A 16,122-nucleotide genomic window follows, 5' to 3' on the forward strand; every position below is an offset into this window, starting at 1 on the left:
GCGGATCTTTTATAGATTCGCTCTTTTGTTATTGTTTTGTTTAACTTTACTCAGGATCATTTCAAACGTTTCAAACGTATCGATATCGAGCTGACACAACCAAAGTAAGTACTTCTTTTCCTTAAACGTCCAGTCGATAGTAGGGTAGGAGGATATCAAATTGTTATATCTTGATTTTTGTTCCGTTGAAGCTAATTGCCAGCGTTTTTCAAAAATTTTTTCTTCGTCCACTTAAAAACCTCCCAGCTAAAGTACGAATATCTCAATTTGAAACTAATTACTGACTCACACATCATCATGTTGAGAAAGCAAATTGCCATCTTCTATTACAAAAAATCTTCTACCATCTTTGGCTTGAGATTTTCTTTTTATATGACCAGTAATAGAAGATCTGCATAGCTTTTCATACTTCATACATTCAGTTACAGACGAATACATTCGGACATTATCAGCATAATCAGTTACTTTTACGCCTTTTGTGTTAGAAAAATTGCGACGAGAACGCTCTTTACACGCAATTTCCTTCCCAATTTTTTGGACACTTTCTACGATTTCTGGCTGGCTCATCCATTCTTCAGTAGCAGTTAAATACAATAATTTATAGAACATTTTTTTGTCTTTCAAAACTAATTTATCACCGCCATAATAGAGTCTAGTTAAAAATATTTTTTATTTAAGATATACATTTGTAGTAAAATTATTTAGTATTATATATATATAATACCATCATACCCAAGTGAAATATCCCCATTGCCATCAATAAATTTTTTAAATCGCCTATGATTTTCAAGATTTGTAATTTTGGCCGATAATCCGGAAATTGATTTTAATTTTTTTTCAATTTTCTGTTTATCAACTTCTTTACTTATTTTATTATCCTTAAATTTATTAGATTTGCTAGTTTCCATTTTTGATAGACTGTTATCTTTCAAAAATAATAACTCCTCTTCATCAAATAGCCATTTATTCTCAGGAGAATTACACTCGGAAAATACATTATGATAATCTTCAAGTATTGAAAATATTTTCGCTTCAATACCAAACTTTCCTACCTCGCTATTTAATACTACAAATTCCAATTGATCAATTTTAATTTTTTCTTTGCCCAAAGAATTATTTGATTTGCTGACTAAATAGTTGTAAATATTTTTATAATAATTGAAAATATTTAAGTTTTCATTCATATAAATTTCTTTTTTGCCATTCTTTTCATCCGGATCTATATTGCTTATTATATATTCATTGTTTTCAAAAGAAGTAGCTACAACGTGTCTTTTAAAGTCATTGTAAGGTTGTATATTACCATTATCAAGTTCATACCATACTTTTTTAACACTTTGAGTTTGCTTTTTACCTTTAATTACTATAGAATTATCAACTCTTTTATTATGTGTCGCTTTGGCTTCTATGATATATGCATTCCCATCATGATCAATTCCAAAAAAATCAGGATGTAACTGACTTTTGTATTCCTTGATTCTTGGATCCTTTAAATGATGCAAGTAAGCAATCTTAAAAACCTTATCCGCTACGCATTTTGCTGATATCATACCTATTAAAAATCCAATACTCGTTTTGACTGTTGTTTCAGCGTTCTTATATGAGTCACCAGCAACAAATTTATTATTTGAGTCGATAAAAACCATATCCACTAAACTTTTATAAAATATTTTTCCTTCTTCAGTTACGGAGAAATTAGAAAATTCTCCTACCAGTATTGCATATTTTATGAGATCTTTTCTTTTCACTTTTAAATCACTTGGAACAAACGTCTTACGGATGTAGCCATCTACTGTATCGAAAGTTCTTAATTCAACATCCCTAATCATTTTTTATCACCTATATCCTTTCCTTGGTTCATTATATGCTACAATTTTCTCCATATCTTTTGAAAAGTAAAACTTGATACTACTTGGATTTTCTTCGTAATTAATTATCTTCAAGTCCTTAAAAATGCCCGACCCTTGCAAAATTTTCTTGCAACATGATCCGTTAGAAGTATATTCAATATAGTAATAAAGTAAAATTTCTTCTATCAAAAACATATCCGCCCTTAAAGTATTAACAAAGAAGTGGAATTTTTCTTTTTTCAAATTGCTAGTCTCTAGAAATTGAATGATAGTTGTTACTATTTTATAGTATTGGCCTACAGAATTGAACTTCTTCTTAAATGCTGCTTCCACTGCTGATTTTCTTTTTTGTTCATCAAGAATGTTGATTTTCTTCAATTTAACAGCTAAAAGAGAACCATAAAAATCACTATATGCAGGTTTATTTTTATTATAAGCGCCACTAGCACTTTCAAGATAACCATAGCATTCGATAACATCTTTTACTGAGTAAAAATCAATTGTAGATTTATTTTCGGCATATTCTTTAGCTTTTTTAATTTTATCAATATAGTTTTTTTCTCTCTGGAATTTTTCAAAGCTATCCATATACTTAAAATCCCATTCGGTATTATCAAACACAAGAGCATCCTTGTAGTATCTAAATTGATCTTGAATTTCCTTGGAATCTAAGTCGTTAATGATTCTTTCCATTTTCTCTTCTAATATTTCAATCAAATCTGTACTAAATTCATTAACTAATTTTATGTTTTCTGGTTTTCGAGCTATTTCTACAGCTGTATTCTGAAGTTGATAAATTAATTGATTATATATTTCTTCTTTCAACCCCTGAAAGGCTGCCATTTTCATAAGATCCAATTTTCTATTTTCTAACAACGAATATAGATAATAAAAAGTACTATCATTATTTTCTTCTTTTCGGTTTTGTCTTTCTTCTCGTATCTGTATTCTTACAATGGCCAGAGCTATGATACCACTAAAGATCGATCCAAGGAATCCTCCCCAAAAACCGAGAAAACCATCGGCACTACTGCTCTTACTTGAATCAATAATTGTAAATAGCGTATACATTTGTATAGCCAAAAATTTTAAAAAAATAACGAGACCCCAAAAAATTAAAATGAAGAATAGGGTTTTAAAGATTCTGTTTTTCCAAACCTTCCTAATTATTTTAACCATTATAAGAGTCCTTCTTCCTTGGTTTGTTTTTTTTCTTTTTAATGTAGGTAATGAAAGATTGGTTTTTCTTACAACCTCTTTCATACTATGTGTCTTCATCAACTCTATTTTCCTCCAATAGAATTTCAAAAATTAAAAAAGACTATATCAGATGATATAGCCATATTCTTTATAGATCTTTTAGTATCCCATATTGCGGGTAACATCGTTAGATGTTACGCCAATAGCATCTACAAGTTTTATCCATCCAGGAATTTTTCTTTTAGCTCCACCTGTAGTACTCATTATGTCTTTCTTGTCCATTTATTGAAATATTTCTTCGATTTCTTTCATAAAAATTCCTCCGATATTATACATATTAATTGTATTCTATTCACTAAAAGAATTTTACGCTCTCAAAACCAGCTTGAATCAACAGCACCTTGTAAAGTAAGTGGTCCATTTTTTGTTTCTAAGTTAAAATCCTTCGAACCTAATCCTGTAAATTCTTTAAACTTCTCTTCAAACACTACAGGATCATTGTAAGGGTCATCATGTTTTTCCAATGTCAAAATATAATGTTTATCCTTCGGATTACTCCAGATTCCAAAACTGTTTAAAGAAGACAAATCCAAGCTTGAAATATCAGAAGATAAAACTATTTTATACTGTCGTCTATACATAACATCATTCAACTTCATCAAATACCTCCTTTTACTAATAATTTTTATAAAATTTATTTTACGGCAATGTTCAAGCAAAATCCAGTAATAAATTAATTAGTTATTTTTTTATTTGAACGCGTCATTCTACTTTAATTATACGCCTTAATAAATAGACCAATCGCTCGAATTCAGTTTATTGTCATGCTAGTAGTTTTAAAATTACGTTAAAAAACTTGTCATAAAATTTGTCTATGTGGAGAAATTTCCTTCATATCAAAGTTTACTGCATTCTGTTTCATCGAAAGTAATTTTTATGGATAAATACAGAAATGTTAAAGCAGAATTGATTCTTTAAAAAGCAAAACGTGCGGTATTCTATTCTTTATAGTATGATACCTCTTTAACTATGTATTGGTTAGAGAATCATATTTGTAGAAAACAAGATCAAAAACTTTTAAGTTTTTGACCCCTTTTTTAATTCCTCATTTCATAGATCTTTCAGCAGCTCAATTATTTAGGTCTGAAAGTTTCTTCTTTTAGAGTATATTCAGTTGAAACTTCTTTTGATTTGAATAAAAGAAAAATACAGATACGATCATGTTTATTAGCCAAAACAAGTAAATGTTACGCAAACAATAAACTCTATAATAGGATTGGACATTTTTTTACCCTCCTTTCATTTTTGTAAGTTGTAACTATAATTAAACATGCGTATAGTTACACTATACAACTATTGTATTATAGTGGGAGGAGATTAAATTTGAGAAAAGCAGTTAGAGTATTTTTAGCAGTATTATTGCCGTGGTCGATTATTGTTGGAACAGGTGAATCAGTTGTAGCCGCAACAGATCAAAAAATAGTTAGTCAAGAAAGTTCAAATCAAGTAGATGAAACGTTACCTGACCCCATTGACGAAAACCTAAATGAAGAAGCATTAACTGCTTTTGTCTCGGAACAAATTGATGATGGAACTGAAATAGAGTTTACAGAAGAAGGCGTTTATATCAATGGGAATTTCTATACTCCTGAGGAATTTGACCATTTACTAGAAAGTATAGAGGAACCTACTGATTTAAGCATAGGTATTTTAGCTGATTCTACTTCAAATAGTGGACAAAGCAGAGCATTTTTTATTCCAGCTGTAGGATGGGCTTCAGTTTGGGTATATGGGGTTCCAGGAGTTGGTCAAATTGCTGTCGTAGCAACAGCTGCTGTAGGTGTGACTGTTGGAACATACATTTTAGGAAAAGCCATTATAAAAAGTGGACATTGGGCTTATAATAAAATTCGAAGTCATGTAAATTCGAAACCTAGGCCAAAAACGAAAAAAAAAGTACAATACAATTATAGTAAATCAGTAACTAAGCAAGAATACACTAGCTACACATATGGCATTCCTAAGAGCCTTTTAGACGGAACCGGTCGTGTGAAATTAAAAAATATGAATCAAAAAGTTCATCGTAAGGGGGCACCTCCTGCTTGGAGAGATCCAAAAACTGGCTATACTAAAGAAAAAGATATGTCAGGCCATGCGGGGAAAGAATGGAAAATCAGAGATAAATCAGGGAAAAGAAAAGCTTCAACAGATGGAAATGGAAAGATTATATCAAAATAGCCTTCATATCTTTAAAGAGGTTGAGAGGAGAACTTTTATGAATCCCAATATAAGGAGCATATTTTTGTCTTCATATAATACTTACAAGCTGAAAGGTAATCTAAGATTTGAACTGGCACCTGAATCAGAAGAGAACTTTCAGAAGAGAATCGAAGCAGCAAAGAATCGGGCTAAAGCATTGCTTAATGAGGTGTTTTCTGACGAGAAAGAACTACAAATAATTATTCCAGCTTCTAAATTCTCAAGAGCTGGCTTGATACGTAAGTACCTCTACAAAGCCAACTATCAAATCGTCGATAGTTTTACTACTTCTGCTTTTGATTCATATTATGAAAATCAAGCGACTATTTTAGTCATCAATACACAGAGAAACAATGTAAGAACTGCAAAAATTATTGATGGCTTGTGCTACAGAGATTTCAATGAAGTTGGAAAATTGAGAGTAAATGACAATCTATTTCTATATAATTCAAAGACAAATACTATTGTTAATATCTATGACGATAGGGGATGTGACATTTGGTCTAATAATATTCAAAGTCAAAAAAAACTGTATGATAGATTTAATGATTGGATTTTAGAGTATGACAAAAATGAAATAGATTTATTTTACAGTAATATTGACGGTATCTAAGAGAGACAAACGATAGAAAACTTATAGTACTATAGCACAAAGGCACTCCCCAACCACAACGGAAGGGAGCGCCTTTTTTATGCTAGTTGTGACTGCTAGCATGTGAGTTGGATACCAACTTGCTTAGTTGTCGTCTTTGTCTTTCTCACTCAACTGTTGTAAATTTAAAGTGTACCCTAAATACACATTGATATTATGTTGAAAAATCTAGCGTTCTGACGTATGATTAGGGTGTATTTTAAATGCTTAAGAAAAGTAGGAAATAAATTTGAAAATTGCTTATATTCGAGTTTCATCCATCGATCAAAATGAACAACGCCAAATTGAAGAAATGGAAAAGTTTGGCGCTGAAAAAATTTTTATAGAAAAGCAATCTGGAGCAACTATCAGTCATCGGCCAATTTTTCAGGAAGCTTTAGATTTTGTCAGAGAGCAAGATATTTTTATTGTAGAAGCCATTGATCGACTTGGACGAAATTATGACGAAATTATCGATTCAGTTAATTATCTAAAGAAGAAGAATGTGCGACTTATTATCACCAGTTTACCAATCATGGCTGAAGCAATCGGAAATCCTCTCCTGGATAAATTCATCAAAGACTTAATCATTCAAATCTTAGCCATGATTGCCGAACAAGAGCGTACTGAATCTAAACGACGCCAGGCACAAGGAATTAAGATTGCTAAAGCAAACGGCGTCTATAAAGGTCGTCCTAAGTTATACAGTGCAGAAACAAAAGATCCTCAGCGACGCCTTGTTTATAAAAGCATCGTTCAGGATCTGGAGAATGGAGTTGCTATCTCAAAGATTGCAAAAGACTATAATGTGACTAGGCAAACAGTTTACCGAATAAAAAAAGAAATGGATCAACTAATTGTATGATTTCTTTTTTAAATCACGTAATTATGAATAGCTTTGTTATCAAGATAGCCAATCAAGTAAAATTCATCTAGCTAAGTTGATTATATTTATGATAACGAGAAATTAGTTGACATAAATATAATCAACACAATAATCATGCTGATTTAAAGCTATTTATCACCGATAACTTTGTATAATATATCTTATGTAAACTAATATGTTTTTTAAAATTACTATTAAAATCGTTGCAAAACACTAATAGGAATAAAAATTGTTGCAACGATTTTAATATTATTTTCGCTTATATCCAATTTTCATAGTTTCTTAAGTTAGCTAAGCCATTTCGTGATAAAAATATAGAATCACTCGCAGGTTTATAATCCAGTTGTCGAATTCTATATCTCTCAGTTCCAATTAGAAAATATACTGCTTTTTTACCACGTGTCAAACCAACATAATGCAAATTTTCATCTGTTTCTAATTCTTTATATTTATTATTATACTCTTGGGGTATTATATATCTGTAACAATCCATTAAGAAAACCACATCAAATTCTAGCCCTTTGGATTTATGGTAATTCATAACTTGAATTTCATTTTTTTCCGCAGGTTTAAAAGTATCTAATAAAAATTTATCTTTTAATACATGAATCAATTCATTTTTATTTTGATCAGTAACTAACCTGTTTTTTGCTGCAGAATAAATCGAACAAATTAAATTAACTTCAAAAAATAGCTCTTCTGGTTTTTTAGAAAATAGCAAATCAACTTTTTTTCTCATTTCTTTGTATAATTCTTGATTACGATGTGAGTTTATTAATTCTTCTACACACTCTTTTTTTGTAGTTTCCTTTTTCCTATATAGAAAAAATCTAGTTAGTAGCTGCGTACAAAATCTACTAAAGTCATCTTCTTTTTTAAATGCTACTAAACTATAATCTTTACTAGGAATTTTCAAAAATTGGGCTACTCTACTAACCATTTCATTGGTACGACAAAAGATAGCCATATTTGACATCTTTTCAACCCTATATTTATTTTTAATGTCAGAAATATTACTTTCTAAGCACTCAACTATGTTTTTCTCGTTTCCTCTAATATTCACTTTGGTTATCCTTAAATCCTCATTCGCTTGAGGTAGATGCTTAGCATTTTTAAATCGCATAGCATAATCAACAATAGTTTGATGTGATCGATGATTTATAGTCAATTCAAAAGAGGTAAAACTATTATCACTGATCAACTCTCTTAAAAATTCAGGATTAGCATCCGTAAAACTACTATATATTGATTGATCGACATCTCCGACTGCGACTAACTTTATTCCTTGTTGTGAAAGAAACCTCCATATTAAATGTTGGTTTTTTTTGCAATCTTGATATTCATCTACAAATATCATTTTATATTTAGCCTTTAAATAATTCACGCATTCAGGAACTTTAATTAAAATAAAATAAGATATATCGGCAATATCATTTAGACTTATCTTACCAACTTCTAATTGCTGTGTATAATAATCGTCATCTTTATTTTTATTATCGCTATGTCCAACCAATTCAAAATCTTCGATATTTTTCTCAACAATAAACTTTGAAAATGGAAATATAATCTCATTGAGACAAAACTTATCAATAGTTCCAATAAATAAGTTTCTTTTATTTTCCCCTTTTAATCGACTTTTTATTTCTTCTGCTGCTTTATTAGTGAATGATATTGCAACTAATCCCTCATAGTTTTTCAAATCTTTACTATGTCGTTTAATCTTTTCTACAATTGTGAACGTTTTACCACTTCCTGGACAAGCAGTGACTACACAATTGTTATCACTATTAATTACTCTAATTTGTTCTGTTGTTGGCTTTTTCATTCTTGATTCTCCCACTCTAATCCATAAACTTCTTTAAAAAGATAAGAGATAGGTTTAAAAATATCTTTGTCTTTTAGAGAAGTAAAAGAAATTTCCCTTCTCACAAAATCGTACATATTAGTAGCTTTTTTTTCTTTCAACTTTTTTATTAACGTTTTTCGGCAATTTTTATCCCAGCCTTCACTTAAGGCGAGTTGACAAACTAAATCTTCTTCTAAATCTGTATCTGCCAAAAATAATCCTTTACTTTCAAAAATATCTTTTAATTCGGCAATTTTCTGGCTTTTAGATGCTGGAACAATTTTTGGTTCCTCCTGAGACTCTACAACCCACTCAAGATCGATTTCATTATAATCAGTAATTGCTCTTTCATCATTAATTACTTTATCTCTAAATAACTTATGCAATCTATTTACTCCTGAGCAATAGTGATACGATTTACCGTCTCTTTTTTTATTAAAGATATCATTATCCGTCCTAAGACTAAATGGTATCTCTAATAACTGACACATTTTGATAAAAGGTGCAAATCCTACTCCAGCTGTAGATATTATGGAAAAGTTATAAAAATCTAAATCAATATCTAAATCATTACATAACGCTTGATAGAATATCTTTTCCGAAGGCCCTTCAACGAGGATCATTCCGTCAACGAAAAATAAATCTGATGTAATTAAATCCAATCTATAGTTGAATTCATCAAAACCCACAGAAATTTTTTCGCTTGCTCCATTAGAAGCAGCTGTAGTTTTCCCATCATTTTTCTTTAATTTTATAATATCTTTAGGTATAAAATCTGTTCCTATGAATGGGGAATGCGAAGTAAGAAATATTTGAGAATCAAACTTATCCATAATGTAAGAGGACAGTTTACGTTGCTGATGAGGATGTAAATGAGATTCTGGTTCTTCAATCGCATAGAAACATACATATTCATCTGAGTTATCATTTAGTGCTTGCTTGGAAACCCAAGTAGCTAAAAAAATCTGATTATTCTTCCCATCTCCTCCAACTCCTATTTTCTGTCCGTCTTCCTTAAATGATAAACTTACATCGGATAAAATTTTAGACATATCAGTTTCCGGAACTGTAAATCCTAAAGCACCTTTACTATGATGAGTAGATATCTCTTTGAGTTCATCATTCACAACATCCAATGCTTTTTCAATATAACTTAATTCCTCAATTGATTTATTTATTCGAGATAATTTTGCTTGTAATCTTTTTTCAAGAACATTATCTTTTTCTATTTGCTCTTCTTTCCTCGATTTTTTTGCATTGACTAAAAGAGTACTTTTTTCTTTTTTAATAAATTTATTTAAGTCACGATTAGTATCGACACATTCCATAAATAAGCGTCTAATGTAAAATCTATTTTCGAAGGCTGTCATAGTCTCACTATTAAAGCCACAATAAATTACGTATGGTTTCCCCTTTTCCTTAAAAAACTTAATTATCATTTTATCTTCTTTTATTAGACCTTTAAAAGTTGAGACTAAACAATCTTCTATAATGTTTTCTAAGTGTACTTCAATAGAAATTTGATTAGTAGAAGAACGGATGCAGTAGTCACTATCAAATAATTCTAAATCGCTTTCACTAATCTTTTTATCGAAAAGAAGCCGTAACGCGTATATCAAATTAGTATTTCCTACATCATTTGCACCTATTATTAATGATTTTTTCGCTACATTTATTGTAGCATCTTCAAAACTTCGGAAACCTTTAATTTTAATACAATTTATTTTCGTCAAGTTATTTCCTCCTCGATGTCATTTGAATTTAATAGTTTATACCAAATATACAGTTTTCATATAGAAAAGATAAAAGTTCTTTTTTTTCATTTAAATCTTCACTATTGTAATACACTGATAAAAGTTTATTAAATTGATCAAATAAATTACTTGGTATTGATAATAAGCCTAATCCTTGGCTAAACATAATTTTGTTGGCACTCAACAATGCAGTTCTTTTATTACCGTCCCAAAATATTTGATTTTTCGAAATAAATAGAAACAGTCGCAAGGCTTTTTCCGTCTCTGATATGTCTTGATTTAGTATCTCATCATATTGATTCTTTACCTCCTCTTCAGTTAATATTGGTGGCACATATCTTCCTTGAATAGTCGATACTTCTACTCCACCGGTTCGTATTTCACCAGGAAAAAGGGCATCCTCCGCTGCAACTATCCGATTAATTCGCTTACTTGTCTCTAACAGGGGCTCCTGTACGTCATTTAAAAGCATTTCAAAGCCTCTTTTTAAGTTAACGACGGTCAGGACATCATCTACAGCCACGTTATTGGCCCGATTATACTTAATAATCTCTTCTGTTTGTAACAACGTTGTATTTAACCCTTCAAATTTCCCCGCATTATACACCAGTTCCACAATGTTTTTCTTCAATAAATACACAGACTCTTTGCGAGATAAGTGATATTTATCAGGAAAGTTAGGCTGCTTTTCTTCGTTCATTTTCTCACCTCTTAAATTTTTCCTTCTATTATATAGGGCGTTATTCTGTCATAAATCCAAACTCTTTACTGCTGTATCTTTGTCTTCCTGGGTGATCCCAATATAGCGTAAGGTCTCCCGTTGCGAAGAATGGTTGAGCAGCGACTGAATGATCTCTGTTTTGGTTCCTTGCTTGTACAAAAAATAGCCAAAGGTCTTGCGCATCGAATGGGGACCAATTTCTTTCAACCCAACCGCCGTTCCAGCTTCATGAATGATCCGCCAAAGGCTTTGTCGGGTCAAAGGCGTATCTGCTCCTTTTCGACTTGGAAACAAATAATTGCTGAAGTCATGTACTTGCAGTTGCTCAGGAAATTCGGATTGAACATAATCGAGAATCACTTTTCGCAATTTGTTCGAAATGAAGACCGAATTGTGTTTGGCCGTTTTTTGTTCCTTCATGGCCAGACGTTCTTTGACAATCACCCGCCCACGGGAAATTTCTAACACATCACTTAATTTCAACTGTCTTAAATCGGAAATTCGATAGGCTGTATTGATCCCAATCGAAAAAAGCACTAAATTTCGTTGCCCATATTTTCCGGAAGCCAAAATTGCTTTCATGGCATCGATCTTTTTTTTGTCGCGAATCGGTTCCACGCTCTTCATTTTTAGCCACCTCTCAAATGTTACTTAATACGATTATAACAGATAATAAGTCTCATTTAAACATACTATAAAAAAAAGGCTCTAAAAGAAAAGTGATTTCCTCTTAGAGCCTCTAAGGATGGAGCGATTTTAATGAATGTGACAGAATCAGATTGTGTCACATTTGCTCGAGATGAATTTATCAATTATTTATATATGATAATAGTATATATAAAATTTCGGAAGGATAAAATTATTAAATAATAATTTTTAGTTTCAACAAAGGATAGGTTCTTATTTTGAGTAACCCTATTCTGATTGATAATAATATTTCTACTTTCCTCTCTATACTCAAGAATAAACACTTTGATCTTTGAATCATTTTCTTTTTACCTTGGGTTTCCTTTCCCCTTTGCTTTTTTCTTAGAGCACGTAATTCTTAGATAATGCTCTCTCAAAGGAGAACCAGTTTTATTCATCAAAAATATATTTAGAAATTTAAAGATTTGGATTAATTTGAATAACCTGTAGCCAAACTTTATTAACCTTTCAAAAACTTAACAATATAACAAATATTGAAAAGGACCACGAAGGTATACCCTGTTGTCCGTTTTGTTTTTTTTAATCTAATGTGTGCCTACTATTTTAAAAAAATAAGTTTCTCCTTAGTAAAATAAGTTATTTTCTATGAGCAGCAATACATACCAAAATTCAACAATTCTAAATCTTTCTGAAATAGTCAGTTTTAAAAACGGCCAGTGAACGTTTGATTAGAAGTCCAAACAAAGAATGGGCAAATCTATGCTGTCAATCGACACTACGCCAAACAGTTAAAGGAAAAATTAACATGACCATCGATCTCACCATATCAAATACAGCTATAGCCAGATTGCTTCATTCCTAAACAAAATCCTCCGATTGTCGAAAAGATGTCTAAAAAGTACATTTATATTCTGTAGTGTCATTTCAAATATCCACTCAGTTTCTTCATACGTGTGAGAGGTATTTTAAGTACCTGATAAACTAGAAATAATGAGAAAATGGGTGGTTAAATTGCTGAAAATTTTTGTTATTCATATCTTTCATAGAAAGTAAAAATGTTTATCTCTTCAATTTTTCGCCTTTTACTATCAAGTTAAAAAGGGTTCTAAATGAGATATCGGCAAACTTGAAAAAATCTCATTTCTGATTGTCAATGACGTATTTTTAACAATCTTAAAGTCATAAATTTCTTACAGAACCAATGACAACTAAAGTAAATTAATTTAAAACGAAGGGATATTATGCGTACTTTTTTTTCTGTAAGCAGATGGTGAAGTACCAAAATATTCTCTAAATTTCCTACAAAAGTATGAGCTATTTGAGAAACCTGATAACTCAGAAATCCGAGTTATCGGTTTACTCGTCGTTTTTAGTTCTAATGAAGCCTGCATCAATCTGTGTTCTATCAAATAAGATACGGGAGATTGCCCAATTCCTTGTTTAAAAGTTTTTAAAGCGTTACTTTTACTCATACTTGAAACAGCTGCGATATCACCTAATCCTATATTTCTATGATAATTATCATGTATAAATTGTAACATCAGATGTAATCTTGTTGATTGTAAACATTTACCATTATGAGCCTTTGATTCTTCTAAAATTTCAGTGGGTATATTTTCTATTAAAGTTTTTAAAATATTTGTAAGCAATAGTAAAGTATTAATTGGGGAAGAACTTTTTTCCAAGAAAGCTTGCACACTATAAATATTTGATAAATCTTCTAAAACTGACTTCTTCCAAAAAGTTTCCGAAGATAGTAATAGATAATCTGGACCAAACGAAATTAGAGGGTAAATATTTTTTTCATAAATAAGCGAGCCTTCTTGTGCAACAAGCTCAGGAGAAAACACTATGTTTTCCATCATGCCATCTTTTCCATTTTCATATCGATGGATAATTCCACTATTTATGAATATTCCCTCTCCTTGATTAATTTTAATTCTTTCTTGACCGATCAAACAAAATATAAACCCTTCAGACACACTAACAAACTCAACTTCACGATGCCAGTGCCAATCTATTAAACCATTTTTAAATTCAGAAAATATATCTTTATAATAAGCTATTGGAAATTTTTTTTCTCCATGAACTATATCTTCTTTTAAACTATCATCTGTACTCGCATTACATAGACTCTTCATTAAAAATCACCTCGATTGTGATATTTTAACATACTTTTCCTTTTTAGTACGATGTTAATGGTTGAGAAAAACGATATAATTCAATAGAAAAAATTTAAATATGTAAAGGAGTATTTAATGAAATGGATTTTTTAAAAAGTAATCCCACTTGGATACGAAAACCCGCAAACTTCAAAATAGAAAACGATAGAGTAGAAATTACAACGGATCCAGGAACTGATTTATGGTCTAAAACATATTATGGTTTTCAAACTGATACCGCACCTGTTCTGCAAGTAACAACTGAAAACCTTTTTTTCTCTTTTGTTGTAAAAACAAAATTCGACAGTAGTAACAGATTTGATCAATGTGGCTTAGCAATGTATCTAGATAAGAATAATTGGATTAAAGCTTCTATCGAATATGAAGATAGAAACATTCAACGATTAGGAAGTGTAGTCACAAATAACGGATTTTCGGATTGGGCTACAACTGATATTTCATCGGAAATTGATACTATGTGGTATAGACTTTCTAGAAGAGAAAGTGATTTTAGAATTGAACATAGTGAGGATGGTATAAACTGGAAGCAAATGCGAATCTTTCATATGTGGAATGTATCAAGAAAAGTATCGTTTGGGATTTATGCCGGAAGTCCTACTGATGGATCCTATAAGGCCTTATTTACTAATATGAGTATCTTAGAATGCCAATGGGAGAATGATAATGAGTGGAAATCATAAAAATATCTAATTTGTATATAAACCAATGAAAAATTAAAATCAGGAGAAAAAATGAAACTAAGTTATAAACATACATTATACGCATGCTTTAGCGGCTACATTTGTCAAGCTATAGTAAGCAACTTACCCCCACTACTTTTTGTAATCTTCCAATCTCATTTGGGAATTACTTTGGAAAATATTACTTTTTTAATTACGCTGGGATTTTTCATACAAATTGCGATTGACATTCTAGCGGCAAGGATTGTTGACCGTTTTGGTTACAGAATATCTATGACGATTGCCAATATTTTTTGCTTATTTGGATTGATCAGTTTAGGAGTACTACCTTACTATATTGATCCATTTACAGGTTTATTATTTGCTACAATCTTAAATGCTATAGGCGGTGGTTTTCAGGAGGTTGTTGTAAGTCCAATTGTTGAGGCGTTGCCGGGAGACGAAAAATCTGGTTCAATGGGTATACTTCATTCCTTTTATTGTTGGGGTTACGTAGGTATCGTACTCTTTTCAACAATATACTTTTATATTTTTGGGCAAAATCATTGGGGATGGTTACCAATAATTAGCGGAATTGTGCCTTTAATCAATCTTTTCTTGTTTCTAAAAGTTCCGTTACGCACTTTAGTTGATAAAGATAAACAAGTACCTGCAAAAGTTCTTTTGCTAAAAAAATCATTTTGGATACTTATTATTTTGATGATTTGTTCTGGAGCTGCAGAGCAAGCAATGTCTAAATGGTCTTCATTCTTTGCTGAAGTTGGATTAGGAACATCTAAAACAACAGGAGACTTATTAGGTCCTTTTGCATTTGCTTTATTAATGGGAATAACAAGGGTGATATACGGAAAAAAAGCAAAAAAATATGATTTACGTTTACTAATAGCATGTTCAGGACTACTTTGTATTTTTAGCTATTTATTAGTTACACTTTCTCCTATACCCTATATCTCTTTGTTAGGTTGTGCATTAACAGGGCTATCTATTGCTATATTATGGCCTGCATCAATAAGTTTGGCATCTAGTTTAAATCCTTATGGCGGGAACACAATGTTCGGCATTCTAGCTTTAGGTGGAGATATAGGATGTGCTATCGGACCCAGTATGGTAGGGGTTGTATCCAATATGGTCATAAATTCAAACTCTAGTTTTGTCCATGCTATACTTCCAGGTAACAATATGACCCAGCTAGGTTTAAAAGTTGGATTATTTTCAGCAATAATTTTTCCTGTCATTATTGTAATAAGCATCATTATTCTAAGGTCCTTTAAGGAAAAAGAAATGCTGCACAACTGATGTAATTTATCTTAATTTTCCCTAAAATTTCTGAGTATAAAAAAAAGCCGATTTCCAGACTTTAATCATAGATCTGGAAATCGGTATTTTTAGTGTAAAAAAAACATTATACTTGTCGAACAAAAAGAAATCATTAAATAGAAGTAATTTATAGTGAAATAGCATAAG

The 16,122-nt window shown here is 31.1% G+C and carries 15 protein-coding genes; 5 read left to right on the forward strand and 10 right to left on the reverse strand.

Translation table 11 applies throughout. The features are described from left to right. Positions 1-9: 9 nt before the first annotated feature. The 5 genes from ECA1_RS13010 to ECA1_RS13030 all read right to left on the reverse strand — a co-directional run bounded on the left by ECA1_RS13010 (position 10) and on the right by ECA1_RS13030 (position 3,709). Complete coding sequence (locus ECA1_RS13010; protein WP_060792702.1) at positions 10-231, reverse strand: hypothetical protein; 222 nt, start codon at positions 229-231, stop codon at positions 10-12. Between the two features lie 54 nt (positions 232-285). Next, a complete protein-coding gene (locus ECA1_RS13015) occupies positions 286-624 on the reverse strand; it encodes a hypothetical protein (RefSeq protein ID WP_060792703.1) in 339 nt (112 codons plus the stop codon). A gap of 83 nt (positions 625-707) precedes the next feature. Then, on the reverse strand, positions 708-1,829 hold the full coding sequence (locus ECA1_RS13020) for a hypothetical protein (RefSeq protein ID WP_060792704.1): 1,122 nt from the start codon (positions 1,827-1,829) through the stop codon (positions 708-710). A gap of 6 nt (positions 1,830-1,835) precedes the next feature. After that, a complete protein-coding gene (locus tag ECA1_RS13025) occupies positions 1,836-3,128 on the reverse strand; it encodes a putative phage abortive infection protein (RefSeq protein WP_060792705.1) in 1,293 nt (430 codons plus the stop codon). A gap of 296 nt (positions 3,129-3,424) precedes the next feature. After that, entirely contained in the window at positions 3,425-3,709 is a 285-nt protein-coding gene (locus ECA1_RS13030) for a hypothetical protein (RefSeq protein ID WP_060792706.1), read from the reverse strand. A 724-nt stretch (positions 3,710-4,433) separates the two neighbouring features. Here ECA1_RS13030 and ECA1_RS13035 point away from each other — a divergent pair. The 3 genes from ECA1_RS13035 to ECA1_RS13045 all read left to right on the forward strand — a co-directional run bounded on the left by ECA1_RS13035 (position 4,434) and on the right by ECA1_RS13045 (position 6,805). Further along, a complete protein-coding gene (locus ECA1_RS13035) occupies positions 4,434-5,288 on the forward strand; it encodes a hypothetical protein (protein WP_060792707.1) in 855 nt (284 codons plus the stop codon). Positions 5,289-5,325: 37 nt separating this feature from the next. Continuing rightward, positions 5,326-5,922: a DUF3885 domain-containing protein gene (locus tag ECA1_RS13040; protein WP_060792708.1), complete on the forward strand. Its 597-nt coding sequence runs from the start codon at positions 5,326-5,328 to the stop codon at positions 5,920-5,922. Positions 5,923-6,190: 268 nt separating this feature from the next. Then, positions 6,191-6,805 (forward strand): recombinase family protein, encoded by a 615-nt coding sequence (locus ECA1_RS13045; RefSeq protein ID WP_002345745.1) that lies wholly within the window; start codon positions 6,191-6,193, stop codon positions 6,803-6,805. 280 nt (positions 6,806-7,085) lie between these two features. On the opposite strand, the gene ECA1_RS13050 is transcribed toward ECA1_RS13045, so the two are convergent. The 5 genes from ECA1_RS13050 to ECA1_RS13070 form a co-directional block, all read right to left on the reverse strand. Beyond that, a complete protein-coding gene (locus tag ECA1_RS13050; protein WP_060792709.1) occupies positions 7,086-8,651 on the reverse strand; it encodes a UvrD-helicase domain-containing protein in 1,566 nt (521 codons plus the stop codon). Further along, the gene (locus ECA1_RS13055; RefSeq protein WP_060792710.1) at positions 8,648-10,405 is read right to left on the reverse strand and encodes an ATP-dependent nuclease; all 1,758 of its coding nucleotides are present in this window, start codon (positions 10,403-10,405) and stop codon (positions 8,648-8,650) included. Before ECA1_RS13055 ends, ECA1_RS13050 begins: the two co-directional genes overlap by 4 nt. Before the next feature lie 28 nt (positions 10,406-10,433). Beyond that, positions 10,434-11,126, reverse strand: a complete 693-nt coding sequence (locus ECA1_RS13060) for a Fic family protein (protein ID WP_060792711.1) — start codon at positions 11,124-11,126, stop codon at positions 10,434-10,436. A 48-nt stretch (positions 11,127-11,174) separates the two neighbouring features. Next, positions 11,175-11,774: a tyrosine-type recombinase/integrase gene (locus ECA1_RS13065; RefSeq protein ID WP_060792712.1), complete on the reverse strand. Its 600-nt coding sequence runs from the start codon at positions 11,772-11,774 to the stop codon at positions 11,175-11,177. A 1,244-nt stretch (positions 11,775-13,018) separates the two neighbouring features. Continuing rightward, a complete protein-coding gene (locus ECA1_RS13070) occupies positions 13,019-13,936 on the reverse strand; it encodes an AraC family transcriptional regulator (protein ID WP_010722388.1) in 918 nt (305 codons plus the stop codon). Positions 13,937-14,058: 122 nt separating this feature from the next. Here ECA1_RS13070 and ECA1_RS13075 point away from each other — a divergent pair, with 122 nt between their 5' ends. Both ECA1_RS13075 and ECA1_RS13080 read left to right on the forward strand, forming a co-directional pair. Next, on the forward strand, positions 14,059-14,658 hold the full coding sequence (locus ECA1_RS13075; protein WP_060792713.1) for a DUF1349 domain-containing protein: 600 nt from the start codon (positions 14,059-14,061) through the stop codon (positions 14,656-14,658). A gap of 51 nt (positions 14,659-14,709) precedes the next feature. After that, positions 14,710-15,954 (forward strand): MFS transporter, encoded by a 1,245-nt coding sequence (locus ECA1_RS13080; RefSeq protein WP_060792714.1) that lies wholly within the window; start codon positions 14,710-14,712, stop codon positions 15,952-15,954. Positions 15,955-16,122 lie beyond the last annotated feature (168 nt).

It is taken from the genome of Enterococcus casseliflavus NBRC 100478, from assembly GCF_001544095.1.
Classification (GTDB): Bacteria; Bacillota; Bacilli; order Lactobacillales; family Enterococcaceae; genus Enterococcus_D; species Enterococcus_D casseliflavus.